Source organism: Paracerasibacillus soli, from assembly GCF_042432965.1.
GTDB classification, from domain to species: Bacteria; Bacillota; Bacilli; order Bacillales; family Amphibacillaceae; genus Paracerasibacillus; species Paracerasibacillus soli.
Genome location: NZ_JBHLWL010000065.1, coordinates 25965 through 46704 on the forward strand (window position 1 = coordinate 25965; position 20740 = coordinate 46704).

18 protein-coding genes are annotated in these 20740 nt (G+C 37.2%); 4 read left to right on the forward strand and 14 right to left on the reverse strand.

Annotated elements, in window-relative coordinates:
* Positions 1-172: 172 nt before the first annotated feature.
* The 4 genes from tnpA to acpS form a co-directional block, all read right to left on the reverse strand.
* Positions 173-571: an IS200/IS605 family transposase gene (tnpA, locus tag ACFFIS_RS16300; RefSeq protein ID WP_390188389.1), complete on the reverse strand. Its 399-nt coding sequence runs from the start codon at positions 569-571 to the stop codon at positions 173-175.
* Between the two features lie 829 nt (positions 572-1400).
* Positions 1401-2426, reverse strand: coding sequence for a LolA family protein (locus ACFFIS_RS16305; RefSeq protein WP_390188390.1), 1026 nt, complete (start codon positions 2424-2426; stop codon positions 1401-1403).
* Positions 2427-2584: 158 nt separating this feature from the next.
* The gene (locus ACFFIS_RS16310) at positions 2585-4102 is read right to left on the reverse strand and encodes an NAD(P)H-hydrate dehydratase (protein WP_390188391.1); all 1518 of its coding nucleotides are present in this window, start codon (positions 4100-4102) and stop codon (positions 2585-2587) included.
* Between the two features lie 114 nt (positions 4103-4216).
* Positions 4217-4579, reverse strand: coding sequence for a holo-ACP synthase (gene acpS, locus ACFFIS_RS16315; protein ID WP_390188392.1), 363 nt, complete (start codon positions 4577-4579; stop codon positions 4217-4219).
* Positions 4580-4811: 232 nt separating this feature from the next.
* Here acpS and ACFFIS_RS16320 point away from each other — a divergent pair, with 232 nt between their 5' ends.
* The gene (locus ACFFIS_RS16320) at positions 4812-5591 is read left to right on the forward strand and encodes a rhomboid family intramembrane serine protease (RefSeq protein WP_390188393.1); all 780 of its coding nucleotides are present in this window, start codon (positions 4812-4814) and stop codon (positions 5589-5591) included.
* 239 nt (positions 5592-5830) lie between these two features.
* Here ACFFIS_RS16320 and cshA read toward each other — a convergent pair whose 3' ends face one another.
* The gene (cshA, locus tag ACFFIS_RS16325) at positions 5831-7294 is read right to left on the reverse strand and encodes a degradosome RNA helicase CshA (RefSeq protein ID WP_390188395.1); all 1464 of its coding nucleotides are present in this window, start codon (positions 7292-7294) and stop codon (positions 5831-5833) included.
* 389 nt (positions 7295-7683) lie between these two features.
* Between cshA and ACFFIS_RS16330 the strand changes: the two genes are divergently transcribed.
* Positions 7684-8595, forward strand: coding sequence for a DMT family transporter (locus tag ACFFIS_RS16330; protein WP_320381330.1), 912 nt, complete (start codon positions 7684-7686; stop codon positions 8593-8595).
* Positions 8596-8668: 73 nt separating this feature from the next.
* A complete protein-coding gene (locus ACFFIS_RS16335) occupies positions 8669-9523 on the forward strand; it encodes a DegV family protein (RefSeq protein ID WP_390188396.1) in 855 nt (284 codons plus the stop codon).
* A gap of 47 nt (positions 9524-9570) precedes the next feature.
* Here ACFFIS_RS16335 and ACFFIS_RS16340 read toward each other — a convergent pair whose 3' ends face one another.
* From ACFFIS_RS16340 to ACFFIS_RS16360, 5 genes are all read right to left on the reverse strand, one after another.
* Complete coding sequence (locus ACFFIS_RS16340; protein ID WP_390188398.1) at positions 9571-10260, reverse strand: alpha/beta hydrolase; 690 nt, start codon at positions 10258-10260, stop codon at positions 9571-9573.
* 111 nt (positions 10261-10371) lie between these two features.
* On the reverse strand, positions 10372-11046 hold the full coding sequence (locus ACFFIS_RS16345; protein ID WP_320381327.1) for a hypothetical protein: 675 nt from the start codon (positions 11044-11046) through the stop codon (positions 10372-10374).
* Between the two features lie 348 nt (positions 11047-11394).
* Positions 11395-12114: a PepSY domain-containing protein gene (locus tag ACFFIS_RS16350; RefSeq protein ID WP_320381326.1), complete on the reverse strand. Its 720-nt coding sequence runs from the start codon at positions 12112-12114 to the stop codon at positions 11395-11397.
* A 99-nt stretch (positions 12115-12213) separates the two neighbouring features.
* Positions 12214-13563, reverse strand: a complete 1350-nt coding sequence (locus tag ACFFIS_RS16355) for a sensor histidine kinase (RefSeq protein WP_390188399.1) — start codon at positions 13561-13563, stop codon at positions 12214-12216.
* Complete coding sequence (locus ACFFIS_RS16360; RefSeq protein WP_320381321.1) at positions 13560-14264, reverse strand: response regulator transcription factor; 705 nt, start codon at positions 14262-14264, stop codon at positions 13560-13562. Before ACFFIS_RS16360 ends, ACFFIS_RS16355 begins: the two co-directional genes overlap by 4 nt.
* A gap of 256 nt (positions 14265-14520) precedes the next feature.
* Here ACFFIS_RS16360 and ACFFIS_RS16365 point away from each other — a divergent pair, with 256 nt between their 5' ends.
* Positions 14521-15162: a VOC family protein gene (locus ACFFIS_RS16365; RefSeq protein WP_320381320.1), complete on the forward strand. Its 642-nt coding sequence runs from the start codon at positions 14521-14523 to the stop codon at positions 15160-15162.
* Positions 15163-15263: 101 nt separating this feature from the next.
* Here ACFFIS_RS16365 and ACFFIS_RS16370 read toward each other — a convergent pair whose 3' ends face one another.
* The 4 genes from ACFFIS_RS16370 to ACFFIS_RS16385 form a co-directional block, all read right to left on the reverse strand.
* On the reverse strand, positions 15264-15584 hold the full coding sequence (locus ACFFIS_RS16370) for a thioredoxin family protein (protein WP_320381319.1): 321 nt from the start codon (positions 15582-15584) through the stop codon (positions 15264-15266).
* 73 nt (positions 15585-15657) lie between these two features.
* Positions 15658-16473, reverse strand: coding sequence for a DUF368 domain-containing protein (locus tag ACFFIS_RS16375; RefSeq protein ID WP_320381318.1), 816 nt, complete (start codon positions 16471-16473; stop codon positions 15658-15660).
* A 1556-nt stretch (positions 16474-18029) separates the two neighbouring features.
* Positions 18030-19193, reverse strand: a complete 1164-nt coding sequence (locus ACFFIS_RS16380; RefSeq protein WP_390188400.1) for a CapA family protein — start codon at positions 19191-19193, stop codon at positions 18030-18032.
* Between the two features lie 309 nt (positions 19194-19502).
* Positions 19503-20639 carry a thiolase family protein gene (locus ACFFIS_RS16385; RefSeq protein WP_320381316.1) on the reverse strand — a complete coding sequence of 379 codons (1137 nt, stop codon included), beginning with the start codon at positions 20637-20639 and terminating at the stop codon, positions 19503-19505.
* Positions 20640-20740 lie beyond the last annotated feature (101 nt).

Here is a 20740-nt window from a genome sequence, read left to right on the forward strand (position 1 = left end):
AAACATCCTTGCTTGTTTTTTGCTATTCTTCTTTTCTGCAACCATTTCAAACCTTCAAACACAATCATATTGATAGTAGATATATATTCCTTACTCATTTCCTGCAAAATAGTTGCTTATTCTTTTGCTGGAAGCAGTTTTATTTTGACGGTTATTTTTTGGGATATACTGTTCACCCCCTTGTTTTTTGTTGTTCGACATAGCGTTTAATTGTTTCACTTGGTACATTTCGTGCGGTAGACACAAAATAGGAACGTGTCCAAAGGCTGGGCAGGTGTTCAAGATGAGAAAATTCTTCCCTTAACTTTTTAGAAGTCACTCCTTTGATTTTTGCCATTATACTTGCAGGGCTAGATGTTGGCAGTGCATTCAGAAACATGTGGGTATGGTCTTTGTCACATTCCAAAGCAACAACAACAATCTTTAATTCTTTACATATTTCTTGGACTAATTGTTTGAATCGTTCCTCCACATCCGTACGAAGAAATATCTTCCTTCTGTATCGAGGACAGAAAACGAAATGATAATTGATTAACGATACGGTTGTGTTTGTTTTTCTGTATTTATTCATATATTCATTGTATTAGCGTTTTATATAGACTGCAACAAATACAGTGTGAAACTTTCTAAACAGGATGCTATCGCACCGTAGTGGGCTTTCTCGCTCGGGAAATCTGTAAAGAATAGGCTCTTTTCATATCAGTTGCTTACTAATTTCCTAATTGACCTAAACTGTTCAGTAGTGAAAACTTACCTCACTAATATCGCTCCGGAAAAACACTGCGCTTTCCGCGGGCGGCTGATGAGCCTCCTCGTGCTACGCACTGCGGGGTCTCACCTAGGCCTCTGCTCCCGCAGGAGTCTCCGTGTTTTTCCTCCGCTGGTGTAGGTATCTTTCATTGCGAATTGATTGTCTATTATTTATATTAGATGACCTAGACTAGCGTAGGCAGAATACGTAGACTCCTCAAAAATGCAAAAAAAAATGCATTTTATCGTGCGATGCTTCGCTGTCGTGGCCTTCCTTATCCTGCGGGAATAGCAACAGGTGAACGCAGGGCTAAGTTCACCACGTCCTGTGGTAACGCCTGCGCTAGCACGTCCTGTGCGTCGGAAACCCCACAGGAAACAATTTAAGGAGCGCCGACTAAATACGGCCTTTGCGGCCAACGTCGGCATACCCCAGTGTTGGGGCAAGGCCGTGCCCGCGGAAAGCGAAGTATTCTGCCGAAGCGGAGGAGTCAGCAGTATCTTCAATAAATATAAGTAAATTAACAGGCACGTTACGAGACAGTTTGGTTCTATTGTGTAATCACAACAATATTTTATAAATAATTAAGAGACCACAAAGCGAAAGCAGACTCTTTGTAAATGAAGAGTCTGCTCTTTTACTTTCCCATCTACTTCACTACTTTACCTGTGACAGATTTCGCAATATCAACTAATTCTTCCTTCGTTAATTGATCACTCGCTAAATAAAAGGTTGAACCATTATACTCCCACTCAATTCCACTTTCAGTTAATGCCCCAATTGAATGTCCTAAATTAACGATATCTCCTGGCACCTCTTTTGGAGAGCTTAAAGTTTCAACTGAAGCAGGTTTTTCCTGAATAAGTGTAAAACTTTTATCACCAGAATAAGACATGATGACACGCTGCCCATTTTCTAAATCAACATCTTTTTGTTCTACTAATTCAGCCCCCGCAGTATGTTCTGGAAATAGCACTGTAAACGCCTCATCCATTACATCTTTTGACACAGGTTTTTCCGCTACTGCACTACTACTCATATTTTCTTCCAAAGCAAAATCTTTATCCTCAAAACTTGGTTTTGTATCAAAGTTAGCAAACTTCACTTCCACTATCGCTTGATTATCTTTATCTAATACTTTTACAAGAACTGGTACATACGTCTTCTTATCAATATAGACTTCCTGAAATGGCAGATTGTTATTACTTTGATAATTCGTCTTCGTATGGAATACATAGTGAGAATCTGTCACTTTAAATGTTGCATCTTTGTCATCTTTAATATCTTGATATAATGATTGAAACAAGTAAGGTTGGCTACTATTTTGTGGCCACTCTGTTTGAAATTTAAAGCTTTTATCTAACGCAGGTGTCAAAACAAACACACCGTCATCGTTTTTCAAAATTATTTGATTACCCTTTTCGTCTTCATTATTCGATAAAGCAACCCGATAGAAGTCTTTCTTTTTATGCCAAATATCAATGTTATATACTTGATCTTCCTTGCCGGTATACATTTTCATTTCTGCCTTTGCTTTATATCCTGACATTTCATCCAACTGTTTATCCATTTGCTTTATTACATCTTCTTGTGACTTTTCACCACAAGCCGAAAGTATAATTGTTAAACTTATCGCTGTCACTAAATAAATAAATAGTTTTCTAATTATGAACATCTCCCTTGTCTCAATGCCTATAAACGATTCCTCAAGTTACACTCTTGGATTTGGACAAAGGGAACAATTACCGTTAACAGTATGCGATTGGATGTTCAAAACTCATAGTAAATATGACACAACTTCTATATTTGAACATGCACTACTATAAGCATCTGTTAAAGAAATGTACGATACACATTTGCAATTCCTTCAATAACATCTGTCGCTAACAAATCATAATACGTATGATTGTCCGCAACTAAAATATCTGCTGACATGCCGTGCACAAAGCATGCATTACACAATGCTTGAAAAATACTCATTTTTTGCATGACCATTGCTGTTATTATTCCAGTTAGCACATCACCTGAACCACCCTTTGCTAGACCAGGATTACCAGTCATATTCACAGCCTGTTCTCCTGTTGGGGATGTAATAATCGTGTGACGTCCTTTTAATATGACATATGTTTGATACGTAGTAGCATATTCACGAGCATAATGGAATGGTCGTTGCATTAACTTTTCTATAGAAACCCCAAGTAATCTTGCCATTTCACCAGTATGTGGTGTAATGATTGTCGGGCTACTCCGCTGTTTTAATACATGTTGCATTTGACTTAGATGGTACAATCCGTCAGCATCCACAATAAGTGGACATGAAACATGTTCGATGGCTTCTTTTATTACTTTAGCTGTATTAGGATTTCTTCCAATTCCTACACCGATTGCGACTGCTTGTAGCTTGTCTGAAAAGGCTGGTTTATTTTGCACTACTAAATATCCGTCTTGATCAGGGTACTCCTCATACATCGCTTCAAGACATTGACTGCTAATACGATTGATTACTTGTTTTGTAGACCGTGCTGTCATCAATCCCGCCCCAGTTTTTAACGCAGCCTTCACAGCCATCGCCAATGCCCCTGGCATGTTATCACAACCACCGATTATAAGCCCTCGCCCATGGTCCCCTTTATGAGCTGATTTCTTTCTTCGTGGCATTGTTTGCTGAAATAGTTCTTTTGTTATCATGATACGATTCGTATATTTTTCAAAAACGAATGGCGAGTGCCCGATCGATACAACATCCCAGTTGCCGTAAAAATCTTCGGTAGAAGGAATAAACATGCTCATTTTAGGAGCACCAATCGTAATTGTATGATGGGCTTGTATAGCAATTGATGAAAGATTTCCTTCATCTGACGGTAGACCTGATGGAATATCAACTGAGACAATCATCTCTGCTTCTTTGTTTATAAGCGAAATAGCTGTGGCGATTGGTTCTCGAATATTTTCTGTTAACCCGATTCCAATTAGTGCATCTATTACAACCTTTTTATTCGTAAAAACATGCTGCAATGTTTCATCATCTACTGCAACATGGACAGTCCCACGGCAATTTATAAATAATTGTTTATGGAACCTTACTTCAGGTTTAAGCTTTTCGTTTTCACCAACCTGGATAACTTCTATATCATAACCTATATTCCATAATGTCCTAGCTACAACATAACCATCCCCACCATTATGACCTGTTCCTACAAATACTGAGATGGGTTCTTCCTTCGATATTATTTTGGTAATCTTTTCAGCAACAGCCCTGCCTGCATTTTCCATTAATAAATTTCCGTATCCAATTGTTTGCATTGTATAATGATCGATATCGTACATTTCCTTTGCGGTAACGATAAACACTTTGTTCCCTCCTACCCGCACTAAAATATATGAGACAACCTTTACAATTATGATGATTAAATATATTCCATATATGTATTTTAAGCATTAATGTTCGATGTTCACGCCATTTCTCTAGTCTGTTAAAACTACTTGTGCTATAGCATAGTTTTCACTATGACTGATTGAAATAAATATTTTACTTTGTTTATAATCCTTCACTGTTATAGCAGGAGCACCTAGTTCGTTTCGTAAAATTTCAATATGTTGAAAACTGAGCTTACCTATTCCTGTACCAAATGCTTTTGAACATGCTTCTTTTCCAGCATAGCGTCCCGCTAAAAACTCCAGTTTCCTTCTATCTGTGGGCAACTCTAAAAATAACTGTTTTTCTTTATCTGTTAAAATCCGTTGTAAAAAACGTTCCTGATTTAATTGTTTTTCAATCCGCTTCATTTCTACAAGGTCAATACCAATTCCCTTAATCAAAACGTCCATCCCTCTCTTAAGTATACGAAGTTGTTTTATTATGTTTAATCATACTATAATAAAGCAAAGCTTATCATATAGTATGTATGATTTTTTAAAAGTTTGTTCAACAGCCCTCATAAAGATAAAGTGAACGCATCAAGTTGGGGGCTTATAGCAGGTTAATCTGCGATAAATAACAGTTTAAATTTTTATCCTTTATTACATGCGTTAAAAGTAATTTAGATTGAAGGTGTTTATGATGTTTATACGACATGAAAAAAGTGTAAAAGAATTTATGCAATATTATCCCATTGTTTCAACGATAGTGATCATTCATATTGCATTGTGGCTCACAATAAATGTATTAAACCTCCCTTTTGCTGTTGAGTTTTATCGTTTTGGAGTTGGTAGTAACTATGGCATCATGCAGGGAGAATATTGGCGGCTTATTACGCCTATTTTTCTCCATGGTGACCTCATGCATATGTTGTTTAACTCTTTTTCACTCGTTCTCTTCGGGCCAGCATTGGAACAAATGTTAGGGAAAGTTAAATTTCCAATTGCGTATTTAGGAGCAGGTATCATCGGAAATATAGGTACTTACTTCCTCGCCTCTCCATTGTATTTACACGTAGGTGCTTCTGGAGCGATATTCGGGTTGTTTGGTATGTACGTATATATGGTTGCTTTGCGGAAGGATCTAATCGATGCCCAAAGCGCACAAGTTGTGACTATCATCTTTGTTATCGGTCTTGTCATGACATTTTTAAGATCGAACATTAATATTTATGCACATATTTTTGGTTTTATTGGAGGCTTCGCATTAGCGCCTCTCGTATTAAAAAATGTACGGTCATATTCACCATGGAGAAATGTGCGGCGTTATCGGGATCCAGGTGATGAATCAGAAATAAAGTTTGATCCAAACCGTTGGAATAAAAAGAGGCGAATTCCGTTCCAAATTCGAGGAAACGTAATTTGGATTATATTAGTCATCCTCATCGCATTCGGCTTATTGAGTAGAATTGGTTTATTTTAAGCATATCATTTAGTAATCATCTTCCCACTCACATGCTGAGGTTGAGACATTGATTTTTTCAATGTCTCTTTTTCGTTTCTTCCATATGGGTTCTATTAAACGCTCGCTCCTATGTGACCAGTTCTCGCCTTTTCTCTTCGTCGAACATGTCAAACACTAAAATGAGTGTGAACCGAACCACTATGAATACACAAAAAAAGCCCCTTTTCACTGCGAAGGAGCTTTTAACATGCCAATATTTACTTTCCTCTATTACGACGATTTTGGAAATTGTCTTTACGGTTACGATTTCCTTTATAGCGTCCTGATTGGCCTCTTTTACCGTGGAATCGTTTATTATTTGAACGGCGTTTATTATCACGCATATTCTCTGCCTTTTTAACACTTACTGGCGCAATGGAAGATATCTGTACAGGAACATCTTTGCGTTCTTTTGTAAGCATTTTTAATGCTGCAGATATAATCGTAATCGAATCATGGTCTTCTAATAATTCATTGGCAGTTTCATGATAAGATTTCAAATCATTTTTCTCAATAAGCTTCAGAATCTTTTCTGCAGTTGCTTGTTGTTGACCACGAGCCGCTTCTTGATTTGATGGTGGTGTTAGACGCTTCATCTTGCTCTTCGTTAACTGTTCAATTAATTTTAACTGTGCCATTTCACGCGGTGTAATAAATGAAATTGCTTCACCAGTACGTCCAGCTCTACCTGTCCGGCCAATTCTATGCACATAGCTTTCTGGATCCTGTGGAATATCAAAGTTATATACATGTGTAACACCAGATATATCTAATCCTCTTGCAGCTACGTCTGTTGCAACTAGTACATCAATACGTCCATGTTTAAATTTATTTAAAACAGACATACGTTTTCCTTGTGTTAAATCACCATGAATCCCTTCAGCACGAAAGCCTCTCGCTTGTAATCCTTCAGCAATTTCATCTACACGTCTTTTTGTTCTACTAAACACAATTGCTAAATCTGGATCATGAATATCAAGGTGGTTTGATAATGTTTCAAACTTAAACTTCTCTGGTATTTCGATAAAATATTGATCAATATTTTCAACTGTTAATTCTTTCGCCTTTATTTTTACTTCGTGTGGTTGTTTCATTAAATTTGTAGCAATTTCTCTAATTTCTTTCGGCATTGTAGCTGAAAATAGTAATGTTTGTCTTGTTTCCGGGATACCCTTTAAAATTTCACGAATGTCGTCAATAAAGCCCATGTTTAACATTTCATCCGCTTCATCCAAGACTGTTAATTGTACATGATCAGTCCGAATAGTTTTTCGGCGCATATGATCCATTAATCTTCCTGGCGTCGCAACGACAATTTGTGGACGGTCTTTTAAAGAGCGTATTTGTCGATCCATATGTTGTCCGCCATAAACAGATAACGCACGAACGTTCTTAAAGCGGCCAAGACGATTGAGTTCTTCGGCAACTTGAATAGCTAATTCCCTTGTTGGGGCAACTACTAAACCTTGTATTGTTCTTTCTTTCGGGTTAATCTTTTCAATCATTGGAATCCCAAAAGCAGCTGTTTTTCCTGTACCTGTCTGTGCTTGTCCAATGACATCATGACCTGATAAAGCGATTGGAATGGTTTCAGCTTGAATCGGTGTCGCCTCTTCAAACCCCATTCTTTCTAAGGCTTTCAATATTGGGCTAGAAATACCCAGTTCGTTAAATGTTGTCACGTTCTTATTCTCCTTTGTTGAAAATAGTTTCCTGTTGTACTGTCATCTAATTGTTTATTATTCTTTTCAGTCAAAAGTTATGATATAGGTTATATCGTACGATAATGAGCCATTTTATAAAAAACTCTCCGTTAGCGCATTTTCGTATGTGCACGTAAACAGAAAGAAAGTTGAGGATACCTTTATATTCTGCCAGAAAATGATTTCCTATAGTATATATTCCGTCCGAACCACATTTTTAAACAACTTCTTACAGCCTTTTAATGATAACATATACATATGTGTGATATCTAGTAGTTGCTATCTTTGTATAGATATGGCATGGTAAATAATATTAGTTTTTTAAATAAAATTTATATATATAAAGATTTAAGGGAGTGTTTCAATTCATGCGACTTCCACCTTTTAATCCATATGTAGCGATTGTTATCGGTGTTATATCCGTCTCCACATCTGCTGTTTTAGTAAAACTTGCAAGTGGTGCACCAGCTGCTATTATTGCAAATTATCGATTACTTTTTGCAGTCCTATTAATGGCTCCGATTATTTTTACTAAATATCGGCATGAACTAAAACTGATTCAAAAAAAAGATTGGTTACTGTCAACGGCTGCAGGTGTATTTCTAGCCTTTCACTTTATTTTCTGGTTTGAATCCTTAAACTATACATCTGTTGCAAGTTCCGTTGTGCTTGTGACACTACAACCAATTTTTGCCTTTATTGGCACATACATATTCTTTAAAGAGCGCTTTTCCTATGGAGCAGTTATTAGTATGATTATCGCCATTTTCGGTAGTGTTATCATTAGTTGGGGCGATTTTCAAATTAGTGGCATGGCCCTTTTTGGGGATATTCTTGCTTTAATTGGTGCTGTGATGATTACTGTTTATTTCCTACTTGGACAAAATATTCGTAGGCGCTTGTCATTAATGACATATACTTTTGTCGTATACGGAATAAGCTCGATTACATTGATTATCTATAATCTTATTTTCCAACATTCCTTCACAGGTTATTCCACTACACAATGGTGGATATTCTTAATCCTAGCTATTGTTCCTACCTTTTTGGGCCATTCCTTATTTAATTGGGCCTTAAAATGGCTAAGCACTGCAACCATTTCCATGGGTATTGTTTTTGAGCCTGTCGGGGCATCTATCCTTGCTTACATTATATTAGATGAAACAATTACTTGGTCGCAGTGGTTAGGTGGTACAATTATTATCTTTGGTTTATTCTTATTTATTATGAGTACAACGCGAAAGTCTAAAGTAACTATTTCCAAAAAAGCACACTCCTAACAGCAATTTAGAAATAGCAGTTCTGTACATTACCTGTTATACTAGATGTATTATAATAGAAGTAGGTGAGATGATGAACGTTCAACTAATGACTGATGGCGGGGCAGATATTCCACAAAAGCTTATGAATACGTTGGATATTAAAATTGTTCCCCTTTACCTACATTTTAAAGATGGGCAATATAAAACTGGTGAATTGGACATGACAAGCTTTTTTAATAAAATTAAGGAAACAAATGAGTTGCCTCGATCTGCTGCACCTAGTCCGCATGATTTTTATGAGGCGTATAAATCGGTTGATCCAGAACGTCCTATCTTAATGTTAAGCTTAACAAAAGGACTCAGTAGTACTTATGAAAACGCTGTAACTGCAAAAAACATGCTTTTAGAAGATGAACCTAATCGAAAGATTGAAGTCATTAATACCAAAACAGCTTCTTGCGGAATTGCACTTTTAATGTATGAATCATCGAAAAAACTAGCGGAAAATTATACATTCGAACAATTAGTGGAACACTTAAAAGAACGTGTGGAACAAACGACGACTTTGTTCGTTCTTAAAACATTAGAAAACTTAATTCTTGGTGGGCGTTTGGATAAAGTTCGTGGCGCAATCGCTAAAACCTTAAATGTTAAACTCATTATGAAAGCAAGTGAAGACAAAGGAGATATTGAAGTAATTGAAAAAGTCCGCGGAGATAAAAAAGCAGTACGTCGCTTTATCGAATTAATTGGAGAGCATACTAAAAACGCTGAAGGCAAAGTGATTGCCATGACGCATTGTGTTGATGAAAAACGTGCACAAACAGTACTGGATGAAATTAATCAAACATATCCATTTGCTGATTCACTTTTATCTGAAACGGGTCCTTTAATTTCAACATACGGTGGAGAAGGCGCTCTCGTTATTTCCTTTTTTAATAATTAACGCTAAAATTACAAAGGAATCTGCATGGTTAATATGCAGATTCCTTTTTAAGTTTTCGTTAAAAACTGATGTACCATTTTAATTAAAACCTCTTGATCGCTACCGTGACATATGAGGTGCTTTGATTTTTCAAAGAAAATAACTTCCTTTTCATTTGAAGCTATTTCCTTATCTAAGTAATAAGCAGTTTTATAGGGTACCATGCTATCCAACTGCCCTTGTGCGATGAGAACTGGCGACTGTACACTTTTTAAGTACTTTTTTGTTGCATGAATCAATTTCATAAATTCAATATTTGCACGCAGTGGAATCGTACCCCACTTTCGCTTATAGTGTAAGTAAAATCGATTTTTATTTATTTTCCCACGAACAGCATCTTTCAGCATATCCGTTACTTCCGCAAACAAATGCTTAAATGATAAATACTTTCCAGCTGGGGCTAATAAAACTAACTTATCAACATGATGTTTTGCAGCTAAATATGCGGCAATCATCCCACCCATAGAAAATCCAATTACATATATTTCGTTACATTTCTCTCTCATTTGGTGAAGTGCATGTTCAGCTGCATCCAACCACTCATCATACGTTTTATCCTCAAGAGAAAGGTTTTTCCCATGTCCAGGTAATATCGGGACTTGAATGATCCAATTTGTTTTTTCCTTCAGAAAGTCTGTCAACGGCTCCAATTCATAAGGTCCACCTGTATATCCATGGATTACTAAGCATCCGATCATATTATGCGCTCCTCATTTTAATTTAGCATGACCTATCAACAGGTTTAGGGTGCATAGCACAGATTAGGTCTGTTCTTCTTTTGCCCTTCTTTTCAATAATTATTAATTTCCTTACCTTGGATTAAAGGTTTTGAGTAATGAGCCTACCTGCTTTACGATTGGAGAAACTTGGTGATACGTATTCGCCAATTGGCCCACTGTTGTAAGAACTTTATCCAAGTCAAACTGCCCTTTTTGATTTGGATACATTTCATTTGATGATTGCATTTGCATATTTTGTTGTTGTGGTGTTTGGTGTTCTATTGTTTGTTGTTGCATATTTTGCTGTTGCATATTTTGCTGTTGCATATTTTGCTGTTGGCCAAACATAGGCTGGGGTGTATCCTGTTGCATATTCATTGTCGATTCGTGCCAGTTCTCTGGAAGTTTTGGTTTAGAAAACTGCTCAAATGGAGTCACATATGCATTGTTCTGGTTCATACTCCCATTTTGGTGTAGTGGCACTGGTGTACTCTGATTAAAATCATGTAGTGGATGATAAGGCTGAGCAGCATCATAAGCATATGGATAGTTTAGATTCAATCTATCATCGTTCACTCGATAATTTGGGGCATTTTGAATTAAGTTTGTCTCAGGATATGTGGGAGGCTGTATATGATTATAATTTGGCATACGTTGGAAACTTGGATTTCCATAAGGGGAGAAGTGATTAATTTGATGATAGTTTGCATATGGATTTGTAGTAAAGTTCCTTTGGTGTGCTATATCATTCGGTCTTTCATACATTATTTCACATCCTTTAACAACATACTTGTTACATCTTATGAGATTCACGAAATTTTGTTAAAAAAATATAAGCCCCAGCTAAGCTGGTAAGCCCACTTTTCAATGACTTATTTACGAATTTAGCGAGTTATTTCTCCTGCAAATGATGTGATGTTATAAAGGAAGGATTTTAAAATGAAATAAAAAAAGGGCCAGGACAAAACCAAAGTGTAGCCCCCCTTAACTACTACATTTTAGTATGAACTACGGAACCTTCTTACTAATGACAGAGTTAAACGAGGGGGGTAGACCCTGATGTCCTAGCCTCTTATTTTGTTAGCCATGACTTAACCTTACTATTTCTCATACTTAATCATCAATATCGATGACCAATATTTTACCAGTAATCGCGTCAATCTCAAATTCAGCTTCTTTGTCACCAGATTTAATTTCAATTTCGTAAATTAATCGACCATCATCTTCATCTAGTTCAACTTCTGTTACGTATCCAGGGAATTCCTTCAGTGCAATCTCTGTAGCTTCTGCGACAGAAATAACTGCCTTTTTATCGACCTTTTTCTTTTCTTTTGATTTGTGCTTTTCTTTATGATTTGATTTATGCTTTTCTTTATCATCTGATTTATTTTCATGATGATTCGAATTTTCCTCGGACTTTTCTTTTTTCACTTCTTTATTAGATTGATTACTTTTAGTATTTGTACTGTCATTGTTTTGTGCGATTTGTGTATCTTGCGTATCCTCGTGTTCCTCTATTTCAACTTGTTGAACCGGTGTCTTTTGACTAATTTGCTTTTCTTTCATTTTTAGAACTTCACCGGTATTTCCATCAAGTTTTATAGAATATTTTTTTCCATTGCCTTCTAATTCTACTTCATAAACAACTCGATTATAATCCTTCTCTAACTCAATTTCTGTTAACTCTCCAGGATATTGCTGCTTTACAAGTTCTTTTATGTCATCAAATGATAATTTAGGATCCTGTTGTGATGCATTTGTATGATAAAGTCCAAATCCTAGTACGAGTGCTATTGCAGAGATGCTAATCGTTAAAATTAATTTCTTCTTCACTTTGTTCCCTCCATTTCATTTGTTACTTATATCATATACACAAACAATGAAGAACCAATGTGAGTTAGATTAGAAAACCATGAGAATTTAGTAAAGATTTTACTGGGAGCGAGGTAATTCTAATGTAAATGTCGTTCCCTCACCTGGTTTACTCTCAACTAGCAGTTCACCTCGATGTACTTGTGCAATAGCCTTAGCAATTGGTAACCCTAACCCTGTACCACCCGTTTCACGACTACGCGCTTTATCTACACGATAAAAGCGATCAAAGATATATTTGAGGTCCTTCTCCGGTATACCTTGTCCATAGTCGATTACTTTAAAAATTATCATCGTTCCATCCGTTAATAATTCTAATTTAACTTCCCGATCACTATATTTTAAAGCATTATCAATTAAAATATAAATTACTTGCTGGAGTTGTTCTTTATTACCTAAAATATGCGCCTCTTTAACTTGTGGGTGAAATATAATCTCACGATGATATGCACCAGTGAATCTTTTTATAGCCATTTGACATAACCCTAACAAATTGAACTTTTCCTTTTCAAATTCGACCTCACTTTTGGCCAATAATAGCATTTGCTCTACAAGCTTTTGCATGCGGTCTGCTTCTGATTCAATCGCGCCAACAGCTTCCGTAAATATTTCCTTGTTTTCTACGCCGCGACGCCTTAATAATTGTGCATAACTTTTTACAATAGAAATTGGAGTTTTTAATTCGTGTGAAGCATCTGACACAAAAATCTCTTGTCTTTCAAAGTTTTCCTCCAAATAATCAATCATTTCATTAAATGTTTCCTCCATGATATATAGTTCATCACGAGACTTTTTCCTTTTCCCTAGTTCAATCTTCTTCCATGTTTTCGTTTGTTTATTTTCCTTCATCGCATGGATAAGCTCTGTAATCGGACGTAGGACAAACTTACTAAGAATTCCACCAGCCAGTACAGCTGGAATCAATATGAGTAAAGATGCAAAAAAGAGTACATAAAACAAAGTTCTCATATTTTCCTTTAACGCCATTAACTGTTGAGAGACCTGTAACATCACAATATCGCCGTTTTCCCATATAATTGGCTTTGCAATAACAGCTACGGGTGCTTCAGACTTTTCCCTAATAATATAATTATTTTCTTTCGTTGAAAAGTCACTGGTAAGCTTTGTGTATTCATACTTTTTTGTTTTTGTTATAAGTGCTTTCGAGTTGTCATTAATAATGCGTACCATACCATTATTCGGCATATAGGCCTCTAATAATTCAGACTTTGGAATGTCTGATTTTTTATTCAATGCCTCCACTAAGTCTTCGGTACTTGTTGCTAACCAATTTAATTCTGTATCAGAAGATATTTTATAGAACATAAAATAAATGGATGTATTAACGGCTAATATAAAAATTAACATAAACAAACTAGCAAATAACTGAATTTTTGTTTGCAGCTTCATCTATCATGATCCTTTATCGTATAACCAACGCCCCTAACTGTCTGGATATACGCTACTGTAAATGGTTTATCAATCTTTTGTCTGAGGTACCGAACGTATACATCTACAACGTTTGTTTCTCCATAATAATCATAACCCCACACATTTTCAATGAGTTGGTCTCTCGTCAAAACAATATTTTTGTTTTTTAATAAATAGATTAATAAATCATATTCTCGAGGAGTTAATTCTATTGCTACATCCTCTCGAAGGACTTCACGGCTATTTAAATTTACGTACAAATCCCCTACAGTAAGACTTTGTTCTTCCGCAACATCTTCTGACTGCAGCGTCTGCCGGTTACGTAGATGAGCCCGTATCCGAGCTAGTAACTCCTCAATTTCGAAAGGTTTCGTAATATAATCATTTGCACCTAAGTCTAAACCACTCACTTTATCAAACACCTGATCTCGAGCTGTAAGTAATATAATAGGTGTTGCTTCATCTGTACGGCGCACACGGCGTAATACTTCTAGCCCACTCAATTTCGGAAGCATAATATCAAGTAAAACTAAATCCCATTCCCTGCTTTCAATTAGTTCGAGTGCATCTTTTCCATTATCAGCCACTTCCGTTTCATAGTCCTCATATTCCAACTCTAGTTGTAGGACCCTACTTAACTTTTGCTCATCTTCTACAATTAAGATTGCCGGTTTACTCACTTCATCACTCCGTTCCTCTTTTTAAAACTCACATATTTCATCATGCGCGATACTATGGTTGAAAAGAATATGTATATACGTAATAATTAAGAAATAATCTACGCAACAAAGAGGACGTTCAAATGTCCAGTGAAAATTCCGTATCGAAATTCACTGCCTTTTTGTCCTCTCTTATTAAAAATATACAATCATATATTTATTTTAATCTTATTTCCTACTTTTGCACAAGGGAATGATTATATAATGGAGGGACACTATGTTAGCTTTAGACCATATTATTATATCAGGTAAAAACGCTGAGGAAGTAAGTGCTACATATGGTGAACAGTTTTCCATCAAAGCTGTGCGAGGTGGAGAACATGCAGATTGGGGAACCTATAATTACTTGGCATATTTTTCAAATGATAGTTATATCGAATGGTTAGGCGTGAACGATCTACAACAAGCATCCAGCGCGGAGAATCCATTAATTCAGCATCTCGTCTATACGTTGGAGCAAGAAGTAAGTCCAATTCCATTTCAAATGGCATTACGTACAAACCAAATGGAGCAATATATACAGCACTTTAAGAAAGAAAACATTCCTTTTACAGGCCCTTTCCATGGTGAGCGAAAAAAACCAGACGGAACTATCTTAAAATGGCGTATGCTTTTCCCAACCTTTGATTTTCGTATCGAATCATTGCCGTTTCTTATTGAGTGGGAGCAACCACTAAATCCTGCTGGTCTGCAAAACCCACAAGCAATTACAAGCGTAACATATAGTGGAACAACAAAAGAAAGATTTACACATATTTTTCAACTTCATGCTAGATTGAGAAATAAAAATTATATTCGCTTGCACAATACAAAGATACGTTTTACAGAAAATGGTCCCCTATCCTTTAAATTGGAATAAAAAGTGATTGGACAAAACAAAAGGGTCAGACCCCCAACTACTAATTATTGTAGTTGGGGTCTGACCCCTTTTGTCCCACACCTTTGACTTTTGCCGTTTTATTACCCTAGTTGTTGGTGTAAAAACTCCGTCACCGATTCAGGTGTTTTTGTATATGCGCTATGCTGATGGGCTTTCTTTTCCCCTTCTTGGAAAATAAGAATACTCGGAATTCCCATTACTTCATACTTTTGTGCAATCCCCTCAATTTCATCAGTATTCACTTCATACCATTTATATTGGGAGAACTCTTCTAAAATACTATCAATAAACATGTCCATCCTTTTACAATCCGGACACCAATTTGCAAAAAACTTAATAATAACTGGCTCTTCACTTTTAATAATCTCATTAAACTTTTCTTCTGTTTGTATATGTTCCATATGATATAACACCCCTTGTTAGCTAATCTTCTTCATTGTAACAAGTTCTGTCCAGCTTTTCTTTTATTATGCTCTACTCTTTATATTCTACTTTACCAAGAATATAGGCAACAAGTAGCCCAAGTGCAAATGTAACAACACTTATCATCACATATGTTGTCGATGTTGGCCAACCAGGATACACAATAAATAAAGAGCCAATAACAAAACCAATAACACAGGCAAATGTACCTGTATGAAATCTTTCCAAGAAGAAGCGTATGAGGCGACTCATGACGAGTAGGCCAATGACAATACCTGCTCCCGTAACAAATAGAACATCAAAATATAAATGATCCACCGCGTCTATAACAGTACTGTACACACCAATTACTAATAAAATCATCGACCCACTTATACCAGGTAATATCATTGCTGCACTTCCTAAGATTCCCGAAAAGAATAAAAAGATATAAGTTGAGAATGATCTACTTTCAATGATTGCCCCACTTGATGTATCCAAAAAGGCAATTGAAGCAATAAGCACTGTGCCAATAATGAGCAGCAGATAATGTTGCATTCTAAATGTCGTTTTTACTTCAGCCTGATAGAATAAATAAGGTAATACCCCGAGAATAAGTCCTAAAAAGAAAAATTTAAGTGGACCTGGATAATTTGCTAACAACCAATTAATTATCTTACTTAAAGATAGTATTGCTCCACCAACACCTATAGCGAGTGGAATTAAAAAACTTAAATGCTTCTTCCACTCCTTACTTAAAAATCCATTTATAGCTGCAATAAGTTGATCATAAATTCCGAGTAATAATGCGATTGTACCCCCACTCACTCCAGGGATCACATCGCTTGCCCCCATCAAAAATCCACGATAAATATTTTTCCAATCCATTGTCTTTTGACTCCTTCATGCCTGTCCTCTATTACCAATTGTATGTAAGCATAGAGTTATCATACCAAAAATAGGTTACATTTAATAGCATTAATTTAATCACTGTAATTAATTGTTCCACTTTCTATAACAAGGTAGATAATTACAAATTAATTTCCCGCTATACAAGATAGATTGATGAACAAGTCTTTACAAAGTCAATTACTAAGGCATTTTCGAGGGGTCTAGAGGGTCGTATTCTTTCCATTCCAATATCTAAACGCCGTGAATGACGCTTTCTCGGGCGATTCCACATGCTTTTGCTTGGGTATCTACCGTGATAGACGCTTTCTTGGGTGATTACGCACGCTTTTATTCAGGAATCTACCGTGATAACAGCGCTCTCGGGGGATTAAGCATGCTTTTTCTTCGGTATCTACCGTGATAACAGCTCTCTCGGGGGATTTCACACGCTTTTATTCGAGGATCTACCTTGATAACAGCTCTCTCGGGGGATTTAGCATGCTTTTATTCGAGAATCTACCGTGATAGCAGCTCTCTCGGGCGATTACTCACACTTTTGCTTCGGTATCTACCGTGAATGACGCGCTATCGGGTGATTACGCATGCTTTTGCTTCGGTATCTACCGTGATAGACGCGCTCTCGGGCGATTACGCACGCTTTTGTTCGAGAATCTACCGTGATAACAGCTCTCTCGGGGGATTTCACATGCTTTCATTCGAGAATCTACCGTGATAGACGCGCTATCGGGCGATTACGCACGCTTTTATTCAGGTATCTACCGTGATAACAGCTCTCTCGGGAGATTCCTCACGCTTTTATTCAGGTATCTACCGTGATAACAGCTCTCTCGGGGGATTACTCACACTTTTGCTTCGGTATCTACCGTGATAACAGCGCTATCGGGGGATTACGCATGCTTTTATTCAGGTATCTACCGTGATAGACGCTCTCTCGGGGGATTACGCACGCTTTATTCAGGAATCTACCGTGATAGCAGCTCTCTCGGGCGATTACTCATGCTTTTGCTTCGGTATCTACCGTGATAACAGCTCTCTCGGGGGATTCCTCACACTTTTATTCGAGAATCTACCGTGATAGCAGCGCTCTCGGGCGATTACTCACGCTTTTATTCGAGAATCTACCGTGATAGCAGCGCTCTCGGGCGATTACTCACACTTTTGCTTCGGTATCTACCGTGAATGACGCGCTATCGGGTGATTACGCATGCTTTTGCTTCGGTATCTACCGTGATAACAGCTCTCTCGGGAGATTCCTCACGCTTTTATTCAGGAATCTACCGTGAGTGACGCCCTCTCGGGGGATTCCACATGCTTTTGCTTGAGAATCTACCGTGATAACAGCTCTCTCGGGCGATTACGCACGCTTTTATTCAGGAATCTACCGTGATAGACGCGCTCTCGGGAGATTCCACATGCTTTTATTCAGGAATCTACCGTGAATGACGCGCTATCTGCGGATTCCACATGCATTACATAATAAATGTATAATAGTTAAAATCGGTCTGGTCAGTTCATTTCGTTTTTCACAGGCTTTATTCTTCAATGAATTCAAGTTCCGGTAACCATTGGGACATATGTTTCTTGATGTCTTTGTACTTTTGCCTCACCCCAGGTAAATCCCTTTCTGTAAGTTGAAACATCGGTTTCGGTTTCCATTCATTTTCCTTCACGTATGTTGGCATAAACTTTGGTGCTGTCACTTCAATTTTGGGCTTTCCGTTTTTGTATGTTTTCGTAATCGTACATTTAAATACGCCACCAATTTGGCGATACATTCCCTTTTGACCCGATAAGAAGTTTCCTAAAGAATAAACAGCTAACATCTGATTTCCTTCTTTACCTTCTACCCACGTGATTGGCTGTAGCACATGAGGATGATGGCCTAATACTATATCAACCCCTTGGTCGGCAGCAAATTGAACAAGGTCTTTTTGTTCATTATTTGGAAAGCGTTCATATTCATTTCCAAAGTGCAAGCTTAGTACAATCACATCTGCCATTTCTTTTGCTTTTGCAATCTCACCAGCAATTATTTCTTTATTGATAAAGTTAACTAAATAGTCCTTCCCCTTTGGAACGGGTATACCATTCGTTCCATACGTATATGCCAAAAAGGCAACAGACACACCTTCCTCTGTTTCCATTACTCGTATACGTTCCTGATCTGTCTTATTCTTATATGCACCTGTGTACATCATATCGATTGCTTCCCAATGCTTAATTGCATTTTGAATTGCTTTCTCACCACGATCAAGCGTATGGTTATTGGCAATCGATACAATATTTACTCCAGCATCCTTTAATGCATCACCTACTTCATAAGGACTGTTAAATGCAGGATACGTGGACAGGCCAAGATCGGTTCCACCTATCATCGTCTCTTGATTGGCAAATGTGATTGTCGTATCATTCAAGTATGACTTTACATGAGAAAAAAATGGTGTAAAATCATAACCATGTTCCGTTTTCGCAACATCATATACCCTAGCGTGAATAAGTATATCTCCTATAGCGGTTAGTGTGATTGTCTGATTAAGCTTTCTCATTTCCTTTTGCTTTAACTCATGTGTTGTCATTGTCTTGTGATTGTTAGAAACTACTTCAGTGCGGTCATTCTTTGCATTCTCGCATGAAACCAATGCTACAATTAGGCATATAGTTAAAATACTGAAGGCGAAAAACTTTTTCATTCTCATAAAATTTCCCCTTAAAAGTAAAGATTTGCGATTCACGCGCTGTTTAAAATACGGATGAATCGAAAAGATCTAGAGTTTATTACAATTTACACTACTTATAAGCTATAGTAAAAAGTAACTATTTTCAACACATCTAACATATTCTTATCCACTTCATAACTTCAGAATACTTTGCATTTGATTTGTCATCGCAAAAGGTTCTTTTATTGTGTTAACTATGCATTCCAGCAATGTAAAAGACCGCTATACATGACGTATTAATCACGTATAGCGGTTCATATAGCAAGTTATAACTAGTAAACTCTAACCTTAAATTTTCTCAATTATCGTTGCGTTTGCCATTCCCATCCCCTCACAAATAGCTAACAATCCATACTTTCCGTTCATTCTTTCCAGCTCATTGACTAATGAAATAAGTAATTTTGTCCCAGTTGCACCTAATGGATGCCCTAATGCAATAGCACCACCATTTACATTTAACTTGTCGGGATTCGCACCTGTTTCTTCAAGCCATGCTAAAGGAACAGAAGCGAATGCCTCATTTACTTCGTATAAATCCATCTCATCAATCGTTAATCCCGCCTTGGCAAGTACATTTTGCGTTGCATCAATTGGACCTGTTAACATTAATGTGGGGTCTGACCCCACTACAGTGCGGGCGATAATTTTTGCTTTCGGTTTTAAACCTAGTTCTTCTGCCTTTTCGCGAGACATGAGCAAAACAGCACTTGCACCATCGCTCATTTGGCTCGCATTTCCGGCAGTAATTTTTCCCTCATCAATAAATACTGGTTTTAAAGCCGCCAAAGCTACTAAAGAGGTATCCGTCCTAGGTCCCTCATCTTCTCGAAATACTTCCCCATCACTTAATTTTACTGGAACAATTTCATCGTTAAACACACCATATTCTAATGCTTTCAATGCCTTTTGATGACTCTGCAGCGAAAAAACATCAAGTTGTTCACGTGTGAATCCCCATATATCGGCAATCTTCTCTGCTGAAATTCCTTGATTTACAATCTCATACTTATTCGTCAACTGTTCACTAGGCTTATAACCTTCCATATTAGAAAACATTGGAACTCTCGTCATGTTTTCAACACCACCAGCAATCACGACATCCATATCCCCGGAAGCAATGGCTTGTGAAGCAAAGTGAATTGCTTGTTGGCTTGAACCACATTGACGGTCAATTGTAACCCCTGGCACATGTATTGGAAAACCAGCAATTAAAGCTGCTGTCCGTGCAATATTTCCACCTTGTTCGCTAGATTGCGTGACACAACCTACAATCACATCTTCGACTAGCGCTTTATCCAGGCCGGAACGTTTCATGACATCATCTAATACAATTGCAGCAAGTTCATCTGATCGGTAATGTGACAATGCTCCCTTGCGTCTTCCTATCGCTGTACGACACCCTTCAACAATAACAACTTCCCGCATCTCTATACACCCCTCGTATTATAAACATCTCACATATAATATATGTTCTGTAAACGCATACAAGCACTTCTTCTCCAGTATAGCAAAAACAATTGATAAAA